This is a genomic window from Bradyrhizobium sp. Rc3b (assembly GCF_900114915.1).
Classification (GTDB): domain Bacteria; phylum Pseudomonadota; class Alphaproteobacteria; order Rhizobiales; family Xanthobacteraceae; genus Bradyrhizobium.
In genome coordinates this window covers 290,727-310,027 of sequence record NZ_FOUS01000010.1, presented here as the reverse complement: position 1 = coordinate 310,027, position 19,301 = coordinate 290,727, and the positions used below count along the sequence as shown (strand labels likewise).

The 19,301-nt window shown below is 64.4% G+C and carries 20 protein-coding genes; 8 read left to right on the top strand and 12 right to left on the bottom strand.

Annotated elements, in window-relative coordinates; genetic code table 11:
- Window positions 1–125: 125 nt before the first annotated feature.
- Window positions 126–998, top strand: coding sequence for an outer membrane protein (locus tag BM190_RS24595; RefSeq protein ID WP_244550721.1), 873 nt, complete (start codon window positions 126–128; stop codon window positions 996–998).
- Window positions 999–1,052: 54 nt separating this feature from the next.
- Here the strand turns inward: BM190_RS24595 and BM190_RS24590 are convergent, their stop codons facing one another.
- Both BM190_RS24590 and BM190_RS24585 read right to left on the bottom strand, forming a co-directional pair.
- The gene (locus BM190_RS24590; RefSeq protein ID WP_092259849.1) at window positions 1,053–2,303 is read right to left on the bottom strand and encodes an MFS transporter; all 1,251 of its coding nucleotides are present in this window, start codon (window positions 2,301–2,303) and stop codon (window positions 1,053–1,055) included.
- Window positions 2,304–2,529: 226 nt separating this feature from the next.
- Window positions 2,530–4,050, bottom strand: a complete 1,521-nt coding sequence (locus BM190_RS24585; RefSeq protein WP_092259847.1) for a CYTH and CHAD domain-containing protein — start codon at window positions 4,048–4,050, stop codon at window positions 2,530–2,532.
- A gap of 287 nt (window positions 4,051–4,337) precedes the next feature.
- Between BM190_RS24585 and BM190_RS24580 the strand changes: the two genes are divergently transcribed.
- The 3 genes from BM190_RS24580 to BM190_RS24570 all read left to right on the top strand — a co-directional run bounded on the left by BM190_RS24580 (window position 4,338) and on the right by BM190_RS24570 (window position 6,617).
- Complete coding sequence (locus BM190_RS24580) at window positions 4,338–5,756, top strand: TAXI family TRAP transporter solute-binding subunit (protein WP_177237268.1); 1,419 nt, start codon at window positions 4,338–4,340, stop codon at window positions 5,754–5,756.
- Between the two features lie 272 nt (window positions 5,757–6,028).
- Window positions 6,029–6,256, top strand: coding sequence for a DUF3606 domain-containing protein (locus BM190_RS24575; protein WP_092259843.1), 228 nt, complete (start codon window positions 6,029–6,031; stop codon window positions 6,254–6,256).
- A 178-nt stretch (window positions 6,257–6,434) separates the two neighbouring features.
- Window positions 6,435–6,617: a hypothetical protein gene (locus tag BM190_RS24570; protein WP_018322675.1), complete on the top strand. Its 183-nt coding sequence runs from the start codon at window positions 6,435–6,437 to the stop codon at window positions 6,615–6,617.
- Window positions 6,618–6,737: 120 nt separating this feature from the next.
- Here the strand turns inward: BM190_RS24570 and BM190_RS24565 are convergent, their stop codons facing one another.
- The 4 genes from BM190_RS24565 to BM190_RS24550 form a co-directional block, all read right to left on the bottom strand.
- On the bottom strand, window positions 6,738–7,106 hold the full coding sequence (locus tag BM190_RS24565) for an avidin/streptavidin family protein (protein ID WP_092259841.1): 369 nt from the start codon (window positions 7,104–7,106) through the stop codon (window positions 6,738–6,740).
- 147 nt (window positions 7,107–7,253) lie between these two features.
- The gene (locus BM190_RS24560) at window positions 7,254–7,694 is read right to left on the bottom strand and encodes a CBS domain-containing protein (protein WP_026202791.1); all 441 of its coding nucleotides are present in this window, start codon (window positions 7,692–7,694) and stop codon (window positions 7,254–7,256) included.
- 142 nt (window positions 7,695–7,836) lie between these two features.
- Complete coding sequence (locus BM190_RS24555) at window positions 7,837–8,133, bottom strand: HGGxSTG domain-containing protein (RefSeq protein ID WP_092259839.1); 297 nt, start codon at window positions 8,131–8,133, stop codon at window positions 7,837–7,839.
- Window positions 8,130–8,777 (bottom strand): hypothetical protein, encoded by a 648-nt coding sequence (locus BM190_RS24550; protein ID WP_177237267.1) that lies wholly within the window; start codon window positions 8,775–8,777, stop codon window positions 8,130–8,132. The genes BM190_RS24555 and BM190_RS24550 overlap by 4 nt, the downstream gene beginning before the upstream one ends.
- 452 nt (window positions 8,778–9,229) lie before the next feature.
- Between BM190_RS24550 and BM190_RS24545 the strand changes: the two genes are divergently transcribed.
- Window positions 9,230–10,213 (top strand): Bug family tripartite tricarboxylate transporter substrate binding protein, encoded by a 984-nt coding sequence (locus BM190_RS24545; RefSeq protein ID WP_092259835.1) that lies wholly within the window; start codon window positions 9,230–9,232, stop codon window positions 10,211–10,213.
- A 21-nt stretch (window positions 10,214–10,234) separates the two neighbouring features.
- Here the strand turns inward: BM190_RS24545 and BM190_RS24540 are convergent, their stop codons facing one another.
- Complete coding sequence (locus BM190_RS24540) at window positions 10,235–10,696, bottom strand: NUDIX hydrolase (protein WP_092259833.1); 462 nt, start codon at window positions 10,694–10,696, stop codon at window positions 10,235–10,237.
- A 106-nt stretch (window positions 10,697–10,802) separates the two neighbouring features.
- On the opposite strand from BM190_RS24540, the gene BM190_RS24535 reads away from it, so the two are divergent.
- Entirely contained in the window at window positions 10,803–11,912 is a 1,110-nt protein-coding gene (locus BM190_RS24535) for a DUF1236 domain-containing protein (protein WP_092259831.1), read from the top strand.
- A 48-nt stretch (window positions 11,913–11,960) separates the two neighbouring features.
- Here BM190_RS24535 and BM190_RS24530 read toward each other — a convergent pair whose 3' ends face one another.
- The gene (locus tag BM190_RS24530; RefSeq protein WP_092259830.1) at window positions 11,961–12,920 is read right to left on the bottom strand and encodes a lytic transglycosylase domain-containing protein; all 960 of its coding nucleotides are present in this window, start codon (window positions 12,918–12,920) and stop codon (window positions 11,961–11,963) included.
- Window positions 12,921–13,105: 185 nt separating this feature from the next.
- Here BM190_RS24530 and BM190_RS24525 point away from each other — a divergent pair, with 185 nt between their 5' ends.
- Window positions 13,106–14,140 (top strand): L,D-transpeptidase family protein, encoded by a 1,035-nt coding sequence (locus BM190_RS24525; protein WP_092259828.1) that lies wholly within the window; start codon window positions 13,106–13,108, stop codon window positions 14,138–14,140.
- A gap of 6 nt (window positions 14,141–14,146) precedes the next feature.
- Here the strand turns inward: BM190_RS24525 and BM190_RS24520 are convergent, their stop codons facing one another.
- From BM190_RS24520 to BM190_RS24510, 3 genes are all read right to left on the bottom strand, one after another.
- Complete coding sequence (locus BM190_RS24520; protein WP_018322685.1) at window positions 14,147–14,422, bottom strand: hypothetical protein; 276 nt, start codon at window positions 14,420–14,422, stop codon at window positions 14,147–14,149.
- Window positions 14,423–14,499: 77 nt separating this feature from the next.
- The gene (locus BM190_RS24515) at window positions 14,500–15,357 is read right to left on the bottom strand and encodes a VOC family protein (protein ID WP_092259826.1); all 858 of its coding nucleotides are present in this window, start codon (window positions 15,355–15,357) and stop codon (window positions 14,500–14,502) included.
- Window positions 15,358–15,505: 148 nt separating this feature from the next.
- Window positions 15,506–16,708, bottom strand: a complete 1,203-nt coding sequence (locus tag BM190_RS24510; protein ID WP_177237266.1) for a urate hydroxylase PuuD — start codon at window positions 16,706–16,708, stop codon at window positions 15,506–15,508.
- Between the two features lie 178 nt (window positions 16,709–16,886).
- On the opposite strand from BM190_RS24510, the gene BM190_RS24505 reads away from it, so the two are divergent.
- Entirely contained in the window at window positions 16,887–18,248 is a 1,362-nt protein-coding gene (locus BM190_RS24505; RefSeq protein WP_244550720.1) for a PQQ-dependent sugar dehydrogenase, read from the top strand.
- A gap of 197 nt (window positions 18,249–18,445) precedes the next feature.
- On the opposite strand, the gene BM190_RS24500 is transcribed toward BM190_RS24505, so the two are convergent.
- Entirely contained in the window at window positions 18,446–19,246 is an 801-nt protein-coding gene (locus BM190_RS24500; RefSeq protein WP_018322689.1) for an SDR family NAD(P)-dependent oxidoreductase, read from the bottom strand.
- Window positions 19,247–19,301 lie beyond the last annotated feature (55 nt).

Genomic DNA, 19,301 nt, shown 5'->3' with positions numbered 1-19,301 from the left:
GCGCGAACACAATGTGTCCGGATGTTGCTGTCCGGTGACAGCGTCGGCTGCGATTCGCTTCTAACTTAAGGGTGTTTCTTGGCGCCGCGGCACGCCGATACTTGCCGAAAATGTTGGGGACGACGATGCGGATCGCGGCCATTGCCGGAAGTGCCTTATTGTTCGGTGTCGTGGCGGCAAATGCCGCGGATATGGCGGTCAAGGCGAGACCCGTGCCGGTCGCTGCGCAGATCTTCAGCTGGACCGGCTTCTATGTCGGCGCCAATGTCGGCGGCGCCTGGACTCCCGGCAGCGGTGACAGCGATTTCGGACCGCTGTTTCCCGCTTTCGGCGTGCCGCCCCCGGTCGCACCCGTGCTGACGATTGTTCCCGAACAGAGGGGCATCATTCCCGGCGACGGCCGCCACAGCGGTGTCATCGGCGGCGGCCAGATCGGATACAATTGGCAGGTCCAGCAGTTCGTGCTCGGCGTGGAAGCCGACGCGGTCGGCACCGGCTTGAACGGAAGCAGCGGCAGCGCTTCGCGTACCTTCGGCGCCCCGACATTTGCGCCGCCGGTGACGCAGACCGTGACGGTCGATTTCGGTCATATCGACTGGATGGCCACCTTCCGCGGCCGCGCCGGCGTCACGGTGGACCGTGCACTGTTCTACGTCACCGGCGGCGCCGCCGTCGCCGAGATCGGCGGTTCCAGGACCACCGTTGTCAACGGCCCGGGCATCGGCATTCCGGCGGGAACGTTCACGGCAACGAACGGCTCGACCACGCGCTGGGGCTGGACCGTCGGCGGAGGCATCGAGTGGGCGTTCACCCCGAACTGGAGCCTGGCCGGCGAATATCGCTACACCGACTTCGGTCGCCGCAGCGTCGCCTTCACCGTTCCCGATGGGTTCGGCGGCGTTTTCGCGACGGGGACGTCAAGCTCGCGGCTGACCGTCGAGCAAGCGACCCTCAGGGTCAATTATCGCTTCGGCGGGCCGGTGGTCGCCAGGTACTGAGCTTGGTCGCGGGGATGCTCTGAGAGCGTGCAAGGATGGGGTTGAGCGAAGCGCTCAGCCGGTCCCGCGAAGCGGCAGCGTGTAGGCCAGGAAGACCAGCACGCCGATTGCCAGCATTGCTGCCATGAACAGCAGCACCGCCGGCAATCCCGCGAGCGCCGCCACCGCGCCGGTCACCGACTGCACCAGCGCCGCGCCGAGGAAGAAGGCGAGGTTCACGGCCGCCAGCGCTTTGCCGGTAGTCTGCGCGTCGACCAGCTGCCGCGACATGCCGAATAGCAGCGGCTGGGCGGAGGTCGCAAGGCCGATCAGCACAAACAGAACGAGGTCGTATTGCGGCGGCATCACGGGCACGCCGAACAGAACGGACACGGGGTAATGCGGCGCCCCGAGCGCCATCAGCGCCAGCAACAGCGCCCCGGCCATATGCGAGCCTGCCACCAGCGCGCGGCGGCGGCCGAGCCTGCGATCGATCATGCCGATGCACAGGGGCCCCGCGATCATCGCCAGAGTGAATGCGCCGAGCTGATTGCCGGCCTCGACCCGCGACAAGCCCTTGACGTCCATCAGCCACGGTCCGCCCCACAGGCCGCGCAGCACCAGCGAGGTTGCCAGCGACACCAGCGCGAGCGCAATCAGCCCGCGCAACGGACGTGAGAGGCCGAGCCTGAGCACCTCGATCATCTGCGACAACGGCGAGGAATCGTCCTTGTGCTCGGCCGGCTGCTGCGGCACCAGCGCGAACACGGCGAGCGCGACTGCAACGCCGCCAGCCGCGGATATCCAGAACCCGGCGCGCCAGCCGTAAGCGTCGACCACGAAGGCGAGCGGGCTCGACGACAGCAGCATGCCGATATTGCCGATCGAGAGGATCGCGCCCGACCACAGCCCGAAGCGGCCCGTCGACAATTGCTTGGCCGCCAGCGTCATCGGGCACATCAGCATGCCGGACGTGGCAACGCCCAGCATGAACTGCCCGACCGCAAAGCTCGCAGCCCCCGTGGCAAAGCCCGACGCCACCGCGCCGAGTACGGTTCCCGCGAGCAGGCTGAGCGACACCGGCCGCACGCCGAAGCGATCCATCGCCGCGCCGACGGGGATCTGCGCTGCGGCAAAGGCGAAAGGATAGATCGAGGTGAGGCTGGCGAGAGCTTGCGGCTCGATGTGGAAATCCGCGGCCATGAGGTCGAGGCTGACGGCGGGAATAGTGCGCAACAAGGTCGAGAGCATATGGCCGCAGGCGAGCGCGAGAAGTGCAAAGATCAGCGTGCGGGTGGCGGTGCCCGCGTCGTCGGTGGTGGCCATGAGCGTCCCGTCCCGGAAGGTTTGGATGGGCGTACATGATGACGAGGCGGGCGCCAATGGCGGCAGCGCGACCCCCTCATTCCGGATTGTGGCGTCTCCGGATCAGCGCGCGGAAGGACGAGATACAGGCAGCCGACGGTTCGCATCGTCAGTGATGGGCAAGATGGAGCCGAACTGATTTCGCCACTTGCCGACCCAAGCGATGTCAGTTGCCATGCCGGCCCTCCTACGCTCGCGCACTCGGCATCGCGCGCAGCCGGCGCAACCTGCTCAGCTCCTTCGTTGCGTCCTTCATCAGGCCGTCAGCGGCCTCGCGTTCCTGGCCGACGACGACGCCCGATGCGAAAGCCTGGGCGCGGCGGTGCGCAGGTGGCGCCGTCAGTGCCGCCTCCGTTGCCAGCTCGCGGTGCGCCATGAAGTCGTTCAGCGATCCGAGCGCGGATTGAATCTGCTTCAGGCGGTCGGACAGGGCTGCAAGCTCCTTGCGGTCGCGATCTGCGTAGAGGCTTTCGAAGAAATCGACGGCGTAGCGGATCTTCTTGACCTTGATCCGCAGCTTGTGGCGCTGCATCGGATCCAGGTCGTGCAGGCGCTTGCCCTCCTTTCGCGCCTTCCTGATGCGCCGGTCGAGCAACGCCGCGGCGTAAGCGGCGATCGAACGGTCATCATCGCCGTGAGGCCGTCCGCTTCCGATCCACTCGATCACGTCGATCAGCAGGCGGCGGTAAGGCGCCGACATGACCGCATCGCGTGCCCGCTCGAATGCCGCCACCCGTTGCCGGGAGAACCTCTTGCGGATCGCGCGGGCGCCGCGTCGCGGCACGTCCCGTTCGGTGATCGGCCGGATGCTCTCGTTCAGGAATACGTCGATTTCACGCGCCGGCGCCAGCTCGCTCGTGAGCCATTTCAGCTCGGCCTTGATCCGCGCGGTGCTCGCCCGTGGAAGGATATCAGCGAACAGCGAGATGGCCGCACGCAGACGCCGCAAGCCGACCCGCATCTGATGAACCCCTTCGGCGTCCATCTCACGCACCGGATCGGCATTCGCGGTGACCTGACGCAACGTCGAATGCGCGATGACGCGGAACGCCTCGCGCGGTGAGAGTCCGTCCTCCAGCGCGATTGGCTCGGCGTGCTGTGCGCCGCCGCCACTGCCGGCGACGAGCAGGTAGCCGCGCTCGGATTTCGAACGCAGATCGAGCTCCGCCCCGGTTTTGCGTTCGAGATCGCGGGCAAGGCGGAACAGGTCCGCGACATGCCCGGACTTCAGTTCCAGCTCCAACTCGGCGACGGGCCGCGACCGGTGACCGGCGCTGATGCGGCCACGGTCGACCGCCAGTTCGATCTGGCTCTTCCGGACGCGTCGCGCCTGCGCCAGGCGATGAATGTCGGTCTGGAAGACCGGCTTCAGCTTGCGAGGAAGCTTTCGCGTCGCAAGATCCCGGAGCGGCGTGTGTCCCGTCTTCTTCAGGTCGGGACGTGCACCGGAAACCTCGTGCTCCCATTCGCCCCGCTTCACGCCATCCGTGCCGCCGGCTTTCACGGTCTGCACGTAGCGCCCCTCGATCTTGCGGACGCGCAGCGTCAGGCCATGGCGCCTGAGCTTGTGCTTGGTCGTATCGTAGTAGGTCGACACGAGCGACTGCTCGGACTGGTCGCCGCGCCGCCCGCTCAAACCGCTCGTCCGCAACACTGACGACAATTTTCGCGGCGCAACGCGGAATTTCAGTTCCGTTTCGGAGGTCATGGCGAATTCTTCCGTTTGCTGAATTCAAAGTGGTGCCGGCTCGGGAAGTTCCGGGGCTGCCGGCTTTTCGACCCGCACGCCGCTGCGGGAGCCGCAAAGGCACGGAAACTTCACGCGATTGAAAGGCAACGCCATGAACTGAAGCGACACCCTGGGCCGAACCAACGCAATTGCGCTCCTCGTCATCGTTCGCGCGTACGGACCAGGCCGGACGCCAGAGATTGTTCCCGGGAAAACGTGGTATCCTGCGGAACAGGGAGAACCCCGATCTGCGGTTGGCGGCGGCCATGTCTTCGTCCGAGAGTCCGAGTAAAACGACCAGTGAGGCGGCCCGCCGCGAGCGGAGAAGAAGCAATTCCTTACTGTTGGTCCTCGCGGTTGGATTTCTCATTTTTGCCGCCGCAGCGGGCGCGCTCTATTATGCGTTGCGGCCGGACGTCCTCCGGATCGCCGTTGGACCGCCCGGCAGCGATGACGACAAAGTCATTCAGGCGATGGCCGATGCCTTCGCGAGCGAAAGCCGTACTGTCAGGCTGCTTCCCGTCAAAACCGACGGGGCGGTGGAGTCTCTCGCCCTGCTTGGGGCGGGCAAGGCCGACCTTGCCGTCGGCCGCGGCGATCTGGACATGCCCGCCGAGGCACAGACCGTCGCCGTCGTGCGCAAGAACTTCGTCGTGCTGTGGACTCCGTCTGGAGCTGCCGGCAAGAGCTCGAAAAGAAAGCCCGCGCCGAGAATCAAGGAGGTCGCCGATCTCGCAGGGCGCCGCGTCGGCGTGATCGGCCGGACCCCGGCAAATGCCGCATTGCTACGCGTCATCCTGAGCGCCTCCGGAGTGGAGGCGGACAAGGTCGTCGTGACACACTTCGGCACGGACCAGACCGAGGAGCTGGCACGCGATCTTACCATCGATGCCTTCATGGCGGTCGGGCCGCTCGACAGCAAAATCACGTCCGATGCCGTGGCTGCAACGGCGCGCCTGCGCGGCGAGCCGAGGTTTCTCGCCATCGAGACATCGGAAGCGATCGCCCTGAAGCATCCGCGGTATGAATCGGAGGAAATTCCGCCCAGCGTCTTCAAGGCGGATCCGGCCTGGCCGGGTGACAAGGTCGAGACCGTCAGCGTCAGCCACCTCATCGTCGCGAGAAAGTCCCTGCCTGAAACGACAGTCGCCGCCTTTTTCCGCCAGCTCTTTGCCGTTCGCCAGGCGATTGCAAGACAGGTCCCGGGTGCTGCGCATATTATCAAGCCTGATGTCGACAAGGACACGGAGCTACCGGTGCATCGGGGAGCGGCGGCTGTCATCGACGGCAACGAACGTACCTTCCTCGACCGATACGGCGATTACTTCTGGTTCGGGCTGCTGCTTCTTTCCGGGATCGGCTCGGCCGCCGCCTGGTTGCGTCGCTATTTGAATCGCGACGAAAGAGAGGAAACCAACGACCATCGCAAGAGAATCCTGGCCATGGTGTCCAGCGCGCGAACCGCGGGATCGAGCCAGGAGCTTCTGGTTCTGCAGCGCGAGGCCGACGCCATCATAGCTGAAACGCTCGAATGCTACGACGACGGCGCTATCGAGGAGGAGGAACTCGCAGCATTCGGTCTGGTGCTTGGCCTGTTGAGCAGCGCCATCGCGGAGAGACGAGCCGCGCTGCAGCGTGCCAATTTCGAAACCGTTCGAGGCGCGGCGAGCGCGCCGCGAGGATGAGGCGCCCTCTGAAGCTGCCGCTGTCGATCTGTGCGACGCATCGGCCCGCAAATGCCAACGGATCGAGGGGAGGAGCCGCCTGGATCAACTTCTGCTTGTGTGCATGGGCTTCCGGCGCGGTCGAAGTTCTCCGCCCCGACTACACATCCTTCTGTCGATCGTGACGCTCTCGTCGCCGTTTCGCTTATTCCATCATTCGGTGCCGGCGCTGTTCGGGAAGAATCGGAACAAAACGGACATCATCGCTCTTACTCTAGCAAGGAGAGCTGCTCATGCTGTGCTCAAGGCCGCCACGGGTCATTCGCACGACGCTTGATCTTGCGGACGCAAAGCAGGTCAAGTCCGTTCGAAGGCGCCTCAAGATCTCCGATGCCGACCTGATCAGGATCGTCGAAAAGATCGGCAACTCTCTGACGGCGATAGAGAAGGAAGTTCAGCTCGAAAAGCTCGAACTGGTGGAGCAGTGCAGCGCCAAGAGTGGCCTCACGTTCCCAGGATAGATTCAGTCATTCCATAGAAAAGGAGAACTGCAATGAACGGCCTGATTTACCTCATAGGATTAGTCGTCGTGATCGCGGCCATTCTGTCATTCTTTGGCTTGCGTTGACCGCTTTCTTTTCTACTAGCCGACGCGCCACCCTGTCTGGGTGAAGCATTTGGTAACTTCGCGTGCATCAAATGGATGATTTGCACCAGGTGAATACCATCATCGCCACGACCATTTGCGCGTTCTTCAAGGGACATCCCGACGCGCAGATCGGGACCGAAGAGGCAAAGCTGCTGGCGAAGCAGATTGCCCAGGCGCTGGATGAGGCAGGGCTGCAGATTTCCCCAGTCGATCCGACAAGCGCGCCGCGCTAGCTTTTCGGCTGGCAACCGGTGATGTGCGGGGTGAACGCCTCGCGCAATTGTTGTCGACGGCAAGGACGGGCGCCCAAGGACGGGCGGCAATGGCGGCAACGGGACCCGCTTCCTCGTGCTTCAGGTCCGTTCGAACGTATCGACGTTCGTTGTCACGGCGCGCCACCAGTTCACTGGTTTGAGCTTCGCCGGGTCGCCCTCTCTGGACGCGCTCAGCGCTTGGTCTGCGATCACGAACCAGGCGGTCTCCATCTTTCCGTGACGCAGCAATCCGGTATAGGAGACGGCGCGGTCGCCCGTCACAGACGAGCCCACTGCGACAAAGGCGATGCAATTGCCTTTATGAAACCCGGTGATGGGCACTGCTTGGCCGTAGAAGCCGCTGTCGTCGAGCGCGGTCTCGAAATTCCCCTCGATGCGGCCGTTCGCATCATCGGTGATGCGTAAGATGGAGCCGAATTGATTTCGCCAATCGCCGACCCAGGTCATGTCGGTTCTCCTACGCTCGTCGATTTGGCTCGGCGCGCAGCCGGGCGGCCTGTGCAGTTCCTTTGCGACACAGTCCGATTGCGGTTGATCTTGCTGCGGCCTACGTACGGCTCGGGGCGCCGGCATTCCAAGGCGCGACGGCCTGCTTCAGCCGGAGATCGCGCCTGCGTGCTGTCCGCCTGCTCGCGAAATTCCGTGCAGCGCCTTCGCCGCACCGTCGCCGGGCCTGCACCCGGCGATATCGCCGAGCGCGATGATGCCGACCAGCCGCTTGTCTCGATTGAGCACCGGCAGGCGCCGCACCTGAATGTCGGCCATGTTACGGGTGACCTCTTCGATGTCCTGGTCCTCGTAGCAGTATTTGACGTCTGTGGTCATGACGTTCCGCACTGGCGCGTCCGGCCCCAGGCCCATCGCGACCCCTCGCGTTGCGATATCGCGGTCCGAGATCATACCGACAAGGTGGTCATATTCAGCCACGGGCAGCAGGCCGACATTGAGCGCCGCCATCGCCTCGGCTGCGTCCTTGATGGTGTCCTGTGGGGTGCAAAGCTGCACGTCGGGAGTCATAACATCGCTGACTCTCATGGAAATCTCCATCGCTGATAGGCCGCCAACAAAATGCGCCGGCGGTCGTTCCTCAGGAACAGGTCGCAAATGGGCGACGAATTCATGAAGTCATGATGCAGTGCCGCAGGCAATGATTGTCCATTGACGGCACGCTTTTGGACTAAGCGGTTTGATCCCTCCGATCGTCTGACGCCATCTCCTCCAGCAGCTTTCCCGCCTCATCGAGCAGCTCCCGGATCGCCCTTCGCTCCGCGATCCGCTCCTGTGTGAAGGCGCCATGCTTCTGCGCATTGCGGTTTCCAGGTGGCGCGCCCGATCCGGGCGCGGCACCGTGCATACGGCAGCGGAGCTTGCCGCGCATGGCCGGCGCGCGGCAGGGGAGGCCGCTGCGGGTACGGGCGCCGCAGCGCGGGCTCGCCGCCATCGCGCGCGTGTTGCGGATGTGACCGGCCCTCATGCGGTGGTGCCTCGCAACGCCTCGGTCCGGTCGCGTTCGCCGGCGTCGCGGGGCGGGACCAGCCCTGCCTCTGTCGCGGTGCCCGGCTCGGCAGCGATCAGATGTGCCTGTTGCGTGACATTCCCCACGATCGCGCTGCCGCCGTCCTGCACCGACAGATTCTGCACCGTGATCGGACGTTCACCGTTGCCGCGATGGCGGTTGAGGGCCTCCATCTGGGCTGCGAACGTGCGAGCCAGCCGGGTCAATGTGCGGGCGACGCCTTCCTGCTGCGGGATGCCTTCGGCGAAGGCGAGGCGGCAGGCAAAGCGCATGGTCGCGACGTGGACGGACACCATCTGCGCCGTCAGCATGGTTTCGAGGGAATCCCGCGGGGCGATGCTTTTCATCATCGAGATCATGAAGGCGAGATTGTCCTCATCGGGCTTCTGCAGGATCACGCTGGCTTTCATCAATTGCTTGAGGATGCCATGCAGAGCGTCTTGATCGACGGCACCGAGCGCCTCGCCCAGCAAATGCTCGCCGGTCTCCGCGTCGGGATGTTGAATTGCGATCCGTTGTCCGGTGAGCTTGACCCGCGGGGCGGGCCTGCTGCCGTACCTGACGACTGGCGTCGTGCTGTTGCGTGTCATGGCTGTTGTCATGTCGATGTCTCCCTTGAGCCCACGGCACGCGCGAGCAGGCCTCTCTGGTGCGAGAAGACCTCTCAGTTGCCGTGCGGCGGTTGCGTATTCAAATGTCGATGCTGGGCTTGTTCGCGATCGAAGCGAGGCCCACATGGCTGTGGAGGCCGATTGCTCACGCGGATCGCGATGATGGCATTATGCCCCTGTTTTGCCCGACGAGTCAAAATCGATTTCGCAACATCCGAAGGTCTCTGCCTGGCGTAAGTCGTTGTTCGGACAAGGGCCGTCTACTGTGCATGGGGTTGTTTTCGCATTTTTTGTCTGTAGGCGATGCAACACGTGCCGTGGGGCGGAATGCCGGCGACCAAACGCGATTGCGAAATCCGGGATGGCCGCTATTCATGATCTTCACATGCGTCGCACCAACAAGCCTGCACAAGCGGCGCTGCTGATGTCTGGGGAGAGAACCAATGCAACGAACCGCCCGCCTGCTCGCCGTCGTCGCCGGATTGTGTGCGTCTGTACTGTCGACGGAGACCATGGCGCAGAAATATCCGGTGCGGCCGGTCAAGGTCATGGTCGGCTTCAGCGCCGGCGGGCCGGTCGACGTCGTCGCGCGCATCGTCGGCGATCGCCTGGGCAACAAGCTCGGGCAGCCCTTCGTGGTCGAGAACCGCGCCGGGGCCAACGGCATGATCGCGGCCGAAGGCGTCGCCCATGCGGAAGGCGACGGCTACACCATGCTCGCCTGCAACTCGTCCACCATCACGCTCAACAAGACGCTATTCAAGGATATCCGCTACGATCCGGAAAAGGACTTCGCGCCGCTGACCACCGTCGTGTCGGCGCCGTTGGTGCTGGTGGTCAATCCGGAGAATCCAAAGACGGCTAGTATCAAGACCGTCGCCGATCTCGTCGCCGCGGCGAAGGCGGCACCCGGCGCGCTGGCTTACGGTTCGGGCGGCAACGGCAATCTTGCCCATCTCGCCATGGAGCTGCTGAGCCAGAAGGCCGGCATCAAGCTGATCCACGTGCCCTATCGCGGCGGTTCGGCCGCCGAGGTCGGCATCCTCGCGCAGGAGGTGCTGGCGGTGTTCGATCCGCTCTCCGCCGTGCCGCTGGTCAAGGCCGGCAAGCTGCGCGCGCTCGCGGTGTCGTCGGCCGAGCGGCTGCCGTCACTGCCCGATGTGCCGACCGTCGCGGAAGCCGGCTTCCCCGGCTTCGACATCTCGTTCTGGGTCGGCTTCTTCATGCCGAAGTCGACCCCGGCGCCGATCCTGGAGACGCTGCACCGGGAGATCGCCGCGGCGGCCAAGGATCCGGCGGTCGCGGAGAAGCTCGGCTCGCAGGGCGTGGTCAGCGTGCTGACCCCCGCCGAGTACGCCGCGAAGATCGTGAAGGAGACGAAAGAGCTCGCCGAGGTCGTCGCAGCCGCGGACATCAAGGCGGAGTAGGGAGCGCACCTGCTTCCATCGCTATTCGCCGCCGGCCAGCTGCGCCAGCCGATCGAGCAGCGGGCGTTGTCCTGCGTTGATCTTCCCCCGCGCCTCCTCGAGCGTGAACCATTCGGCACGGTCGACCTCCGGGAAGACTTGCCGTTTGCCGCTGCGCGGCGGCCATTCCATCTCGAACGTGTTGCTGCGGATGCTGCGCACGTCGATATCGAGCTCGGCGGCGAACGCGGTGACGACCTTGCCGCCGCGCTGCTTGACCTCGCCAAGCGAGACCAGCGGCACGGACAGCTCCAATCCCAGCTCCTCGGAAAATTCCCGTCGCGCGGCGGCCTCCGCATCGTCTTCGTCCGCATATTCGCCCTTGGGAATCGACCACGCGCCGAGATCCTTGTTGCGCCAGAACGGCCCGCCGGGATGAACGAGGAGGATCTCAATCGCCCGGCGTTTGCGATAGGCAATGATCCCCGCACTCTTCGATGGCATCGCAGGTTCCGTGCAGAAGCGGTCCGCTTTGTCTCGGGAAAAAGTGGAACCGGCCGTTTTAGCGCAGGTTAGTCACCAACGTTCATTTGATAAAAGGGAGTGAACCATGATCCGCCTGTTGGCAACCACCGCATTAGGGCTGGTGCTGGCGAACGCCGCCTTCGCGCAATCGCCCACCAAGTCCGAGCAGACGCCGCAATCCCAATCCAATTCCACAGCGCCTGCGACGACCTCGCAATCCGGCGCGGCCGGCACGCAGCAGACCACATCGCAGCCGCAGCAATCACCGTCGACAGGAACCTCGGCACAGACGACGCAGAGCACCGCGCCATCCTCCGGGGCCGCCAATTCCGGCACATCCAACAATGCTGCGAACAGCACGGACACTTCGCGGCCGCAGAGCGGCACGGCAAGCTCGAACACGACCGGTAACCAGCCCGCCACCCAGCAGGGCGCCAACCCGCCGCCGGCAAACACGAACCAGGCGCAGGATCGGTCCAATCCGCCACCGGCCAATAGCAATCAGGCGCAGCCCGCTGCATCCGGGACCAACCAGGCTCAGCAGGCGCCGACGGCGCCAGCCAGCAATCAGGCGCAGGGCGAGCGGTCCGGAACCAACTCTCAGGCGGCCGCGCAGACCAACGTCAATCTGAACCGCCAGCAGGAGACGAAGATCAGCACCTCGATCTCGCATCTGAACGTCCGGCCGCTGACCAGCGTCAATTTCTCGCTGAATGTCGGCACGGTCGTTCCGCGCGACGTGCACCTCTCGACTCTTCCGCCTGATGTCGTCGAGATCGTGCCGCAATATCGCGGCTACAGCTTCGCGCTAGTGAAGGATGAGATCGTCGTGGTCGATCCGGCGACCTACAAGATCGTGACGGTGCTGCCGTATTCGGGGAAATCCACGGCAACGACGACGTCGACCACCCGCGAGCGCAGCGCAAGCAAGTTCTCCGACCGCGATCGCGATGCGATCCGCAAGCATGCGAAAGCGCGTCCCGAGAGCAGGAGCGAACGGCAGACCACCGGAAGCACAGCTCGCACCGAGATCCATGTCGGCGATCGCGTCCCTGATAGCGTCGAGGTCGAGGAATTTCCGAGCACGGTTTATCGGGATGCGCCCGACCTGCGGGAGTACCGCTACATCCATCGCGATACCCGGACTTATGTCATCGAGCCTCGCGAACGACGCGTGATCGAGGAGATCGATTAGTTCACAGCCGTCGGAAGCCGCCCATCGGGCGGCTTCTCGATTTGTGCGTCAGATCGCCGAACGTTCGCGCGCCGCGATGCGGATGGCGCGAGCCTTGGTGCCCTTCGCCGCGCGCGCTGCAATCATGCCCCTCGCCTTGCCACGGGCCGAGGCGTTCTTGTGGAGCAGGGATACGAACCGCTTGCGCGCCCGGTTTGTCGACAGGCGCGCCGCAAGCTGTTCGGCCTTGCGAATGATGGTCGCGACCGAGGGTGTCAGGTTGACCGGGACCCAGGCGATATCCTTCGCCTTGGAGAGGCTGCCGATGCCCTCGCATGGCGCCTCGCGCGGCAGGTCGATCCTGATCGCGAGCGCCTCGGACCGCTCGGTCCAGTCCTCAGCCTTGGTACCGGTGATGATGCGGACATAGTCGCGCGTCTCACGCGGCAGCTCGCTCTCCTTGGCGAGCCACTTCTGAACGCGGCCGGGACCGGCATTATACGCAGCCGCGGCGAGGCCGAGATTGCCGAAATCGTCGCGAAGCTTGCGCAGGAATTTTGCCGATGCGGGCAGCGCCTTCATGGGATCGAAGGGATCGTCGAGCCCGACTTCGGCGGCCGTCCCGGGCATGAACTGCGCCACGCCCTGGGCGCCGGCCTGGCTCACCTCGTTGGACCTGAAGCGGCTCTCCTGCCAGAGCAGGCGGGCAAAGAATGGCACGGGAATGCCGCTGGCCTCGGCGGCCTCGCGAAGCGCGTGGCAAAATCGCTCGGTCGGGGAAACCGGTGCCTGTAGGGCTGGCTCGTCCGCCCGGGGCGGCTCGATCACCTGCTCATAGGCGGCGCGCGCGTTGGCGAGCTCGATGGCCTGCACACTTGCGAGGAAGAGCTCGACCACCGGAACAAGTGGGGAGGCCCGATTGTTCTGAATAACGGCGCGGTCGAAAGTTGATGTTTGCCGGGACGCCGACGGATCGAGGTCGCACATCAGAATCATGAACGCGGCGCAAGCCGCGATGACAAATCGCATTTGCGGAGACAACCTCGAACTGTGGGATGAACGGCCAGCGGTGCGCCGGCGATAAGAAGTTCTTAACCGTCTGATTGCGGCAAAGCTGCGGTCTCGTTGGTTCCTTCGGTGTTACTACGGTGTTCCCGAACAGAAACTCCCCGCGGTTTTTGCGGATCATTATTTTTAGAATGGGACGAGCGATCATGAGGCGGTGGCTGCTTGGCGCGGTGATGTCGATGTGGTTCGTCTGCCCGGTGCTCGCGGGCCATCTCGATGCGAAAGCGGTGAACGAGGCTGCGCGGCCGGAAAAGCAGCCGGCCGCGGACAAGGTCGACGCGCCGGTGACGAAGCTGCAGATTCTGCTCGATCGTGCGCAATTCTCTCCTGGCCAGATCGACGGCAAGTTCGGCGAGAACGCGCAGAAGGCGATGAAGGCGTTCGCTGAGCAGAACGGAATGGCCTTCGACAAGGTCGTTGCCCCTGAACTCTGGGACAAGCTGACCGCAGCGAGTGAGGGGCCTGTCGTTGTCGACTATAAGATCACCGACGCGGACGTGAAGGGGCCGTTCCTCAAGAAGCTACCGGCCAAGCTCGATGACATGAAGTCGCTGGAGGCGCTGAGCTACACCAGCCCGCTCGAAGGGCTCGCGGAAAAATTCCACATGAGCGGAGAGCTGTTGAAGGCGCTCAATCCGGGCAAGTCATTCGACAAGGCTGGCGAGGCGATTGCCGTGGCCAACGTGCCGGCGCGGCGGGAGCTGCCGCGCATCGCTCGGATCGAGATCGACAAGACGCGCGCGACGCTGAAGGCTTACGAGGGCTCTGGTCGTCTGGTCGCGTTCTACCCGGCATCAATCGGCAGTCCGGATCGCCCGACGCCGACGGGGACGCTGAAGGTCACCGGCACCAACGAGCAGCCGACCTATCACTACAATCCGGAGTACAAGTTCAAGAGTGTGAAATCCAAAAGACCCTTCGACATCAAGCCGGGTCCCAACAATCCGGTGGGATCGTACTGGATCGGGCTGTCGGCGCAGGGTTATGGCATTCACGGGACGGCGGAGCCCGACAGGGTCAGCAAGTCGGCGTCACACGGCTGCATCAGGCTCACGAATTGGGACGCCCGTGTGCTCGGCGAAAACACCAAGCGCGGTACGCCCGTCGTCTTCCTCGATGCGCCGACGGAATCGTCGTCGAAGCAGAAGGGCAAGACGGCCGGCAAGCGCGCCGCGAATTAGTCCTTGCTAGTCCTTGGGGAAATCCTTGCGCATCGCCATCTCGGCGGCATCGCCCGGCGACAGCACGGTCTGATCGAAGGCCGCTTGCGGCTTCGTCATGATGTCGTAGAGCGAGATGCCCTTGATCGGCTTGCCCATGAGCTCGCGGACGCAGTCGGCGAGCGTGCCGTTGTAGACGAGATAAGGCGGACCTCGGTCCTTCTGCCTCTCGCCCTTCAGCGACGGCCACTTCTTCAGTTCGGCCGGCGCGTCATAGGCGATCGGCGATCCCTCTTTGAACATGCGTTTGGCCCCGGTGGCTTGGATTGCAGGGAATCCTAGAGCCGCCGGGTAAACACGCGTTGAAGAATTAGTTCAAATCAGCCGGCAATGAAGGCGAGCAGGGTGCCGTTCGCCTTGGCCGGCGGCACACAGATCGCCGGCCCGCTGCGCATCGCTGCTGAACCCAGCGCTTTTTCGGTCGAAGCCAGATCTCCGCTGACGAGCACCAGCGCCGCGCCGCCGCGCTCGGAGAGGCCCGCGAGCGGCACGCCCGGATAGCGTTTGGCGAGCTGGTCCAGCGTCAGATAGATGAAGTCGGCACGATCGCCGCCGGAGGGCACCGTGACTGCGCCGTCGGCCTCGGCGGCCGGTTCGCGGTCGATCAGCCGGCCGAGATGCGCGGCGTCCTTTGCCGGCTCCGGGGTTGCGATCAGCGTCTGCCTGATCCGCTTTGCCGCATTGGCGTGCCTCATCAATTCGGGAATCCACACGGTCTCGCGCGTCTTGTGCTGGCAGGCGAAGATGCGCACCCCGCCGGGCGCTTCCGCGGTCGGCCACATGAAGGTGCGGAATTTGGCCGCCGAGACGGTGCCATCAGGCAGCGTCACCGGCCGTTCGAAATCGGTCGGGCCGATCGGCGCCAGGCCGCGCGCGCGGATCTCTTCCGCGCCGGCGGCGGAATCGACCGCGGTGAAGGCGATGCGCTCGATGCCTTCGCCGCGCTTGTCGAGGAAGGCGCGCGCCGGTGCGTTGTGCTCGGTCGCGACGAGCACGCCGAGCAGCTCCATATAATCGGGGTCGAACATGATGGTGTAATTGCCGGTGCCCATATGCGCGCTGTGGGTGCCGCGCGGCGACACGGTGAAGCCAAGCTGCCGATAGTTCTCGGCAGCCTTGTCGAGGTCCTGAACCATGACCACAGCGTGGTCGATACCGATGACGTTCTTGAGGGCCACTGTTCTTTCCCCGTGCATGCAAATGACTTTGGGCCGCGTCGGCGGCCGCTGGTCCTGTCTACGCCGGATAGGCGGTCAAGTCATTTTCAATTCAGGAGGAGATGCGGAATTTCATTCCGCGAAATGATCTGTCGCCGCGCGGGCAGCATCAGCGGGCCTGCTCAAGATAGGCGGCGAGGATCGCGCGCTCCTCGCCGGTCATTTCGGTGATGTTGCCGGGCGGCATCGCGCTCGACCAGGCCGCGACACGGCCGATCAGGCGGATGTTGCGATGGATGTGCTCGGGCGCATCGAGCAGGATGCCCTTCGGTGCGGTCACGATGCCGGCCCAGACCGGCTCGGCGGCGTGGCACATGCTGCAACGGGACGTCACGATCTCCTCGACAGCGGCAAGGGTCGGCTGTGTCGGCAGTGCGCCGGACTTGACCTCGCGCGGTCCGGCGGCGGAGAGGAAGAGGATCGCAATCACGCCGATTGCCGCGACGCCCCACACCCACCATGGCGATTTCCGTCCCGCGTGGCGCTCGTTGAAGAAGTGGCGGATCACCGGCCCCAGCGCCAGGATGATGGCGACGATGATCCAGTTGAAGCGCGTGGCATAGAGCAGGGGATAGTGGTTGCTGATCATCAGCACGACCACGGGCAGCGTCAGATAGTTGTTGTGGACCGAGCGCTCCTTGCTGGCCTTGCCGAGCTTCGGATCCGGCGCCTGTCCCGCGATCAGGCTGGCCACGATCTTCTTCTGGTTGGGGATGATCAGCGCAAAGACATTGGCCACCATGATGGTGCCGATGATGGCGCCGATCTGGTTGAAGGCGCCACGGCCGCTCAGCACATGGGTGAAGGCATAGGTCAGCGCGACCAGGAACAGATAGCCGCCGATGGCGAAGGGCAGCTCGCGCTGGGCGAGCCCGGTGCGGCAGGCGGCTTCATAGAGCAGCCACGCCAGAGCCAGGCTCGCGAGGCTGAACAGGCCGGCCTGGAACGGCGTGAGATCGAGGATCGACTTGTCGACCAGGAACAGATCGGCCTCGAGATAATACACCACCACCATCAGCGCGAAGCCGGACAGCCAGGTGGTGTAGGCCTCCCATTTGAACCAGGTCAGCTCGTCCGGCATTTGCTTTGGAGCCACCAGATATTTCATGATCCGGTAGAAGCCGCCGCCATGGACCTGCCAGGCTTCGCCCTGGACGCCGTCGGGCAGGTCACTCGTTCGGTTGCCCTTGGGCCTGAGGCTGAGGTCGAGGGCGATGAAATAGAAGGAACTGCCGATCCAGGCGATCGCCGCCACCACGTGAAGCCAGCGCAGCAGCAGGCTCGCCCATTCCGATATGATGGATCCCCACATGATCATCCCGTCGATTGCGACAGCGATGCCGCAGCTTTGATGACCGCAACCCCCGCCCATACAATGTGTCGCACCTATCCGCGGTGTTTTCCAGTACGATGGGCGCAGCTGATGCACATCGTGCGGGCATCAGCTGACGTGGGATGCGGCAGAGCTTCGACCTGCCGCGGTGGTATCGATGGTCGAGATTGCAGGCCGGGAGGACAATTTGAAGAGCAGAATTTTGTCCGTCGCGATATTCGCGGGGCTACTGATTGCTACCGGTGCGCAGGCCGAGCCGGTGTTGCAGGGCAAGGACGCTTATGGCGATTGGCGGGCCGACAAGCCCGGCACGGTCAGGCTGATCCGGCCGCGGGATCTGGTCAGGCCCGGCGCCACGCGGTCGGTTGCGAGCTCGTCGCGCGTGGTGCCGCGCCCGGCCGAGGCTGCGCTTCGGGTGCCGGCGGGCTTCAAGATCGAGCTGTTCGCCGAAGGACTGCGCGCGCCACGCATCATCAGGGTTGCGCCGAATGGCGACGTCTTCGTCGCGGAGACGCGGGCCGGCACCATCCGTGTGTTGCGGGCCGGGGAGGGCAACAAGCTCGCGACCAACGAGGTGTTTGCTAGCGGCCTGAGGCAGCCGTTCGGCATCGCCTTCTTCCCGAACGGGGACAATCCGCAATGGGTCTATGTCGCCAACACCGATAGCGTCGTCCGCTTTCCCTATCAGGCCGGCGATCTCAAGGCGCGCGGCAAGGCCGAGACGATCGTGCCGAGCCTGCCGCATGACGGCGGTCATTCCACCCGCGACATCGTCTTCACGCCCGACAACAAGCGCATGCTGGTCTCCGTCGGTTCGCTCAGCAACGTTGCGGAAGGCATGGGCACGCCCCCGGGCGGGATGGAGGCGTGGGCGAAAACGCAACCGCTCGGCGCAGCCTGGGCCAGCGAGACCGAACGCGCGGCGGTGCTGGCTTTCAATCCCGATGGCAAGGAGCGGAAGATCTACGCCACCGGCATCCGCAATTGCGTCGGCCTTGCGATCCAGCCGCAGACCGGTCTGCCCTGGTGCTCGACCAACGAGCGCGATGGCCTCGGCGACGATCTCGTGCCCGACTACGTGACCAGCGTGAAGGAAGGCGCGTTCTACGGCTGGCCCTGGTTCTATATCGGCGCCAACGAAGACCCACGCCACGCCGGTGCGCGGCCGGATATCAAGGACAAGGTGACGGTCCCCGATGTGCTGGTGCAGCCGCACTCGGCCTCGCTCGGCATGATTTTCTATCAGGGCACGCAGTTTCCGCCCGAGTATCAGAGCGACGCGTTCGCCGCGGAGCACGGCTCCTGGAACCGGTCGAAGCGCACCGGCTACAAGGTGATCCGCATCCGGATGAAGGACGGCAAGCCGACGGGTGAGTACGAGGATTTCGTCACGGGTTTTGTCGTCAGCGACACGGAAGTGTGGGGGCGGCCGGTGGGAGTCGCGGTGGCGAAGGATGGATCGCTGCTGATCTCGGAGGATGGCAACGGCACGATCTGGCGGGTGACGTATTCGCGCTGAGCGAGCTCTCTAAGCCTCTCCCCGCGTGCGGGGGGAGGCCGACGCGCTCGGCAGCGCAATTGCGCGCCAGAGCGCGGCGGGTGAGGGGGAGTCTCCGCGAGTCCTTCTATTGAGTTTGCGGAGGTGGCCCCTCACCCCGGCGCTCTCAGCGCGAGCGAAGCTGGTCGCGGCCCCGTAAGAACGGAGAGGGAGAAGACCTACCCCCGTCTCACGCTGGCTCCACCATCCACCGGCAGCGTCACGCCCGTAATGAAGTTTGCCTCATCCGACGCCAAAAACAGGGCAGCGTTCGCGACGTCCCATCCGGTGCCCATTTTCTTGCGCAGCGGCACCTTGCTGTCGCGTTCGGCCTCGACCTCGGCGCGGGTCTTGTGCCATTCGCGGGCGCGGGTGTCGACGGCCATCGGCGTGTTCATCAGGCCGGGCAGGATGACGTTGGCGCGGATGCCGTATTCGGCGTTCTGGTAGGCGAGCTGTTCGGTGAAGGCGATCATCGCCGACTTCGTCGCCTTGTAGGCGACATAAGGATAGTTCGTGATCGCCGCCATCGAGGAGATGTTGATGATGGCGCCGCTTCCTTGCGCGCGCATGATCGGGATCACTTCTTTTGCCGCCAGGATGCAGCTTTTCAGATTGATGGCGACGACGCGGTCGAACGCTTCCTCGGTCAGTTGCAGCAGCTCGGCATCGCCGCCGGACAGGCTGACGCCGACATTGTTGTGCAGCACGTCGATCCGGCCCCAGCGCGACTGCGCGTCCTTGACCATCGCCTTGATGTCGGCCGACTTCGTGACGTCGGCCTTGAAGGCCGCGGCGGTGCCATGTTTCGCGGTGATCATCGCCACCGTTTCCTGCGCCGATTCCAGATGATGATCGACGCACAAGACCTTTGCGCCCTCGCGCGCGAAGGTCAGCGCGGTGGCGCGGCCATTGCCCATGCCTTCGCCGGGGCTTTGCCCGGCTCCGACGACGATGGCGACCTTGTCCTTCAAGCGCATCTCGGTTCACTCCCTGATCCCGTATTTCTCATTATTTTCGTGCAGATTAGCAATC